The sequence below is a fragment of the Actinomadura harenae genome, assembly GCF_003696215.1.
Lineage (GTDB): Bacteria > Actinomycetota > Actinomycetes > Streptosporangiales > Streptosporangiaceae > Spirillospora > Spirillospora harenae.
Genome location: NZ_RFFG01000214.1, coordinates 1 through 5,115 on the forward strand (window position 1 = coordinate 1; position 5,115 = coordinate 5,115).

5 protein-coding genes are annotated in these 5,115 nt (G+C 76.4%); 2 read left to right on the plus strand and 3 right to left on the minus strand.

The genetic code is table 11. The annotated features are described in order from the left end of the window. A partial coding sequence (locus EBO15_RS42560; RefSeq protein ID WP_147481912.1) for a helix-turn-helix transcriptional regulator occupies positions 1–375 on the minus strand: 375 nt, incomplete at its 3' end. Between the two features lie 62 nt (positions 376–437). On the opposite strand from EBO15_RS42560, the gene EBO15_RS42565 reads away from it, so the two are divergent. Beyond that, positions 438–2,978 (plus strand): ATP-binding cassette domain-containing protein, encoded by a 2,541-nt coding sequence (locus tag EBO15_RS42565; RefSeq protein WP_122200111.1) that lies wholly within the window; start codon positions 438–440, stop codon positions 2,976–2,978. Here EBO15_RS42565 and EBO15_RS42570 read toward each other — a convergent pair. Together EBO15_RS42570 and EBO15_RS46980 are read right to left on the minus strand one after the other, a co-directional pair. Next, positions 2,968–4,368 carry a hypothetical protein gene (locus EBO15_RS42570; protein WP_233616857.1) on the minus strand — a complete coding sequence of 467 codons (1,401 nt, stop codon included), beginning with the start codon at positions 4,366–4,368 and terminating at the stop codon, positions 2,968–2,970. The genes EBO15_RS42565 and EBO15_RS42570 overlap by 11 nt on opposite strands. A gap of 3 nt (positions 4,369–4,371) precedes the next feature. Then, entirely contained in the window at positions 4,372–4,539 is a 168-nt protein-coding gene (locus tag EBO15_RS46980; RefSeq protein WP_158628508.1) for a hypothetical protein, read from the minus strand. A gap of 1 nt (position 4,540) precedes the next feature. On the opposite strand from EBO15_RS46980, the gene EBO15_RS42580 reads away from it, so the two are divergent. Beyond that, positions 4,541–4,900, plus strand: a complete 360-nt coding sequence (locus EBO15_RS42580; protein ID WP_122200110.1) for a hypothetical protein — start codon at positions 4,541–4,543, stop codon at positions 4,898–4,900. Positions 4,901–5,115 lie beyond the last annotated feature (215 nt).

Sequence of the window (5,115 nt, forward strand, 5' to 3'; positions counted from 1 at the left end):
CACCGCACCGGCGGCGCCCGCCGCCGAACCCCCGGACGCCGCCGCGACCAGCCCCACCGCCACCGCGACCGCCTCCGCGTCGTCCAGCAGCAGCGGCGCGACCACGGCGCCCGCCTCGAGCCGGTACCCGCCGACCGGACCCGCCGCCGCCCGCACCGGATAGTCCAGCGCCCGCAGCCGCTCCACGTCCCGCCGGACGGTCCGCACCGACACCCCCAGCCGCCGCGCCAGCTCCGGCCCGCTCCACTCCCGCCGCGCCTGCAGCAACCCCAGCAGGCGCAGCAGCCGCGCCGCCGTCCCCGACGCACCGTCCACAGCGCCGTCCAGAGCGTCGTCCGGGCCAGGGTCCGGGGTGGTGCCAGGTTCAGGGCTCATGCCCTCAGCATGCCCGCCAATGAGGACAGGACCTGACCGCATCGCCGCCTAGCGTGACCCGCATGCACCACCACCACGACCACCACCAGGACGACCAGGACCACCGCCAGGCCCCCGGCCGGCACGACAGCCCCGGCCCGCACGCCGCCGCGGGGCTCGCCGACGTCATCACCATCACCGGGGCCCGCGAGCACAACCTGCGGGACCTCACCGTCGCGCTCCCCAAGCACCGGCTCGTCGCGATCACCGGGGTGTCCGGGTCGGGCAAATCGTCGCTGGCGTTCGACACCCTCGCCGTCGAGTCGAACCGGCAGCTCGCCGAGACCCTGCCCTGGTTCGTCCGCGACCGCATGCCCCGGCACCCGCGCCCCGACGCCGACCTGGTCGACGGCCTCACCCCCGCCGTCGTCGTCGACCACCGGCCCCCGCGCGGCGGCGCCCGCTCCACCGTCGGCACCGCCTCCGACGTCCTGCCGATCCTGCGCGTCCTGTACTCGCGCCGCGCCGAACCCGCCGCCGGGGAGGCGTCGGCGTTCTCCTTCAACGACCCGGACGGCATGTGCCCCGCCTGCCACGGCCTCGGCGCCGTCACCCGCCTCGACCTGGACGCCCTCCTCGACACCACCCGCTCCCTCAACGACGGCGCGATCAGGTTCGAGCCGTGGGGCGTCGGCAGCTGGGTCTGGCAGACCCACGCCCGCTCCGGGCTGTTCGACCCCGACCTGCCGCTGCGCGACTACACCCCCGAGCAGCGCCACACCCTCCTGCACGGCAAGGGCTTCAAGGTGTCCCGCGACGGCGGCGTCGGCGGCGACCGCGGCAACGCCTACGAAGGGCTCGCCGACCGCTTCGACCGCATGTACCTGCGCCGCGACATCGCCGACCAGCCCGCCGCCCACCGCCGCGCCGTCGCCGCCGTCACCACCCGCGGCACCTGCCCCGACTGCGGCGGCGACCGCCTCAACGCCGCCGCCCGCGCCGCCCGGCTCGCCGGGCACACCCTCCCGGACCTCACCCGCCGCGAGATCACCGACCTCACCGGCGTCCTCACCGATATCGCCGCAGGCGGCGGGCCCGTCGCCGCCGCCATCGCCGAGCACGCCCTCACCCGCCTGCACCGCCTCGCCGACGCCGGACTCGGCTACCTCACCCTCGACCGCCCCACCCGCACCCTGTCGGGCGGTGAGGCCCGCCGCCTCAAGGTCGTCCGCTACCTCGGCTCCACCCTCACCGGCCTGACCTACCTGTTCGACGAGCCCAGCACCGGACTGCACCCCGCCGACGTCGACCGCCTCACCGGCCTGCTGCGCCGCCTGCGCGACCGCGGCAACACCGTCATCGTCGTCGACCACGACCCCGCCGTCATCGCCGCCGCCGACCACGTCGTCGAACTCGGCCCCGGCGCGGGCGAGGACGGCGGACGCCTGCTGTTCACCGGCGACGTGCCCGCGCTGCGCGCCGCCGGGACGCCCACCGGCCGCGCCCTCACCCGCCCCGCCCGCCTCAACACCCGCCCCCGCCGTCCCACCGGCTGGCTCACCCTCGACACCGCCGCCGTACCCAGGGGGACGGAGGAACGCGCCGCACACAACCTGCACCCCGCGACCGTCCGGTTCCCCACCGGCGTGCTGACCTGCGTCACCGGCGTCGCCGGAGCGGGCAAGACCACCCTGGCCGCCCGCCTGTTCCCCGCCGCCCACCCAGGCGCCGTCGTCGTCGACCAGTCGCCCATCACCGCCACCCGCCGCTCCAGCCCCGCCACCTACCTCGGCCTGCTGGACCCGCTGCGCCGCCTGTTCGCCGCCGCCCACGACGTCGACCCCGGATGGTTCAGCCACAACTCCACCGGCGCCTGCCCCACCTGCGACGGCGCCGGGACGATCACCACCGACCTGGCGTTCCTCGACCCCGTCACCACCGTCTGCCCCACCTGCCACGGCACCCGCTACCGGCCCGAGACCGACCGCTACCCGCTGCGCGGCCACACCATCGCCCAGGTCATGGCCATGACCGCCGACCGCGCCGCCGCGCTTTTCCCCGAACCCGGCGTCCACGCCCGCCTCACCGCCCTGCGCCGCGCCGGACTCGGCCACCTCACCCTCGGACGGCCCCTCACCACACTGTCGGGCGGCGAACGCCAGCGCCTCAAACTCGCCGACCACCTCCACCGCACCACCGCCGGCGGACGCGCCCGCACCGGCACCGGCACCGGCCCTGGTCTCTACGTTCTGGACGAACCGACCGCCGGACTCCACCGCGACGACGTCACCGCCCTCATCGCCCTGCTCGACCGCATCGTCGACGACGGCGGCACCGTCATCGCCGTCGAGCACGACCTCGACGTCATCGCCCACGCCGACCACATCATCGAGATCGGCCCCGGCGGCGGCACCCGCGGCGGACACGTCACCTTCACCGGAACACCCGCCGAACTCCTGCACGCGTCCGGCTCGCCCACCGCCCCCCACCTCCGCCGCGCCATACAGACCACCCCCACCGGCGACGCGGCGACCGGGCCCACGACCGGGCCGGCGACCGCGTCAGCGTCCGGGGCGGCGTCCGGGAGCGCGAGCGGTGCGGAGGCCGCGGCCGTCAGCCGCTGAGCAGGGCGAACAGGCCCGCGCAGGTCAGGGCCACCATGACCGCGGCCAGCGGCGCCTGCCCCGCCAGGCGCCGCCCCGCCGGGACGGTCCGCAGCGCCAGATCGTGCGCCGCGGCCGTCCCCGCCAGATGCCCCAACACGATCGCGTTCACCTGCACCATCGCGATCACCGACGGGGTCAGCACCCCGTAGTCGACCACGTGCCCCGTCGACCCCAGCAGATCCCAGCCCCGCCCCAGCGGATCGCTCGCCAGGATCACCGTCGTCTGCCCCTCCAGCACGAAGAACGAGAAGTAGTGCGCCACCGAGTACCCGAGCGCGATCGGCAGCAGCGACCCCGCGAACCGCGACGACCACTCACCGGCGGCCTGCCCCGACACCCGCGCCCCCGCCCCCATCGCCGCCCGGTACAGCAGCGCCACCACGCCCACCGACGCCAGCAGCCCGGCCGTCCCCGCCACGACGTCGCCCGGATCCACCGCGTCACGCCAGTACGTCGTCCGCGTCACCCCGTCGAATCCCGTCGACCCGATCAGCACGCACGCCGTCGCCGCCAGCCCCGGCTCACCGCCCGCCCCCATCAGGCCCGTCAGCGGCGTCCGCCACACCAGCACGCCGTCCGGGCGCCGCCCGACCGGGGACATGCGCGCCAGCAGCGACGAGTACGCCTCGAACCCGTCCCCCCGCGCGAACCAGCCCCGCCCGAACCACACCGCCAGCCCGACGTTCACGGCCGCGTAGCCGACGATCAGCCACCCCACCAGGCGCGGATCACCCCGATGCGGCGCGACCAGCTCCAGCCACACGAACCCCAGCAGCCACCCCGCCGCGGGCCACCAGCCCAGCCGCTTCGGCGCCGCCCGCATCCCGGACGGATCGAACCGCGCCACCAGGCACAGCGCGGCGTGCAGCGTCCGCAGCGGATTCACCCGCCGCCACACCGGCCCGCACACCACACTCACCGGCACCAAACCCACCCAGAACGTGACGAACAGCGCCCACGGGGCGAGGTTCCGCGCGTCCGAGGACGGCCCCGCGAACGCCACCCCGACGACGGCGGCCGACACCGCCAGCGCCACCGCCCGCCCCGCCCAGGTGAGCCACGACGCGTCCAGTGACCGCGCCGGCCGCGGGGGCAGCGGACGGCCCGCGTCCGGACGCAGCCTCGGACGCGTCCACGCCACCGTCAACGCCAGGAACGACACCGCGACCGCCGCGCCACCGCCCGCGATCGCCGTCACCCCGTCCATCGGCAGATCCGTCCGGCCGCCCAGGCCGTGCGCCAGCACACCACCGCCCACGCCCAGCACACCGCCGCCCGGCACACCGCCGCCCGGCAGCAGCCCGCCCCACTCCGCGCCGCCGGCGACGGCCCCGGCCAGAATTCGCACCGCTCAGCCCACCTGCAACTCGAACACCCGCGCACCCGAGTGGTGCAGCTCCGCCTCGAACACCCCCGGCACGGACGCCACCAGCCGCACCGTCCCCGGACGCCCCGGAACCAGCGCCAGCTCCCGGTCGTAGCCGTGCAGGTGGAACTCGTCGGCGACGTCGCTGGTCACCGTGACGACGACCGTCGCGCCACGCCGCACCCTCACCGTCCGGGACGCCGTCACCACCCGCCCCCGCGCCACCGACACCCGCACCTCGGTCACCCCCGGCGACGACCCTCCGGACACGCCGTCCGGCGACGACGGAGACGACGGAGACGACGGCGCGGAGGCGGACGCGGGCGCCGGGCCGGGCGAGGCGCCGCCGGTCTCCGAGCGCGCCTGCGCGGCGGGCTTCCCGCACCCCGCGCCCGACACCAGCACTGCCGCCACCACCGCCATGACCGGCACCGGCCACCTCGACGCGCGCACCCTGCCTCCTCCAGGCCCCCGCGGCCCTTCCCGGCCGCGTGCCGTACACCACACGATGTGACACTAGACAATGACACATTCGAGGCTGGCATACTCCGGGCCGTGGGTGGAATCACACCCGACCCCCCTGAGTCCCCCTGAGTCCCCGGCAAGGGAGCCACCGTGCCGCACCCCCTCACCGACAGCGCCGCGCACGCCGCCGCGGCCCGCGCCGCCGCGCGCGTGCTCGGCCACCCGGCCGTCCCGCACCTGGCGCAGCAGGACAGGCCCGCCGGA

Excerpts from the sequence above, each read along its gene's own strand:
- EBO15_RS42565 (WP_122200111.1), top strand. The coding sequence starts at position 438 with ATGCACCACCACCACGACCACCACCAGGACGACCAGGACCACCGCCAG.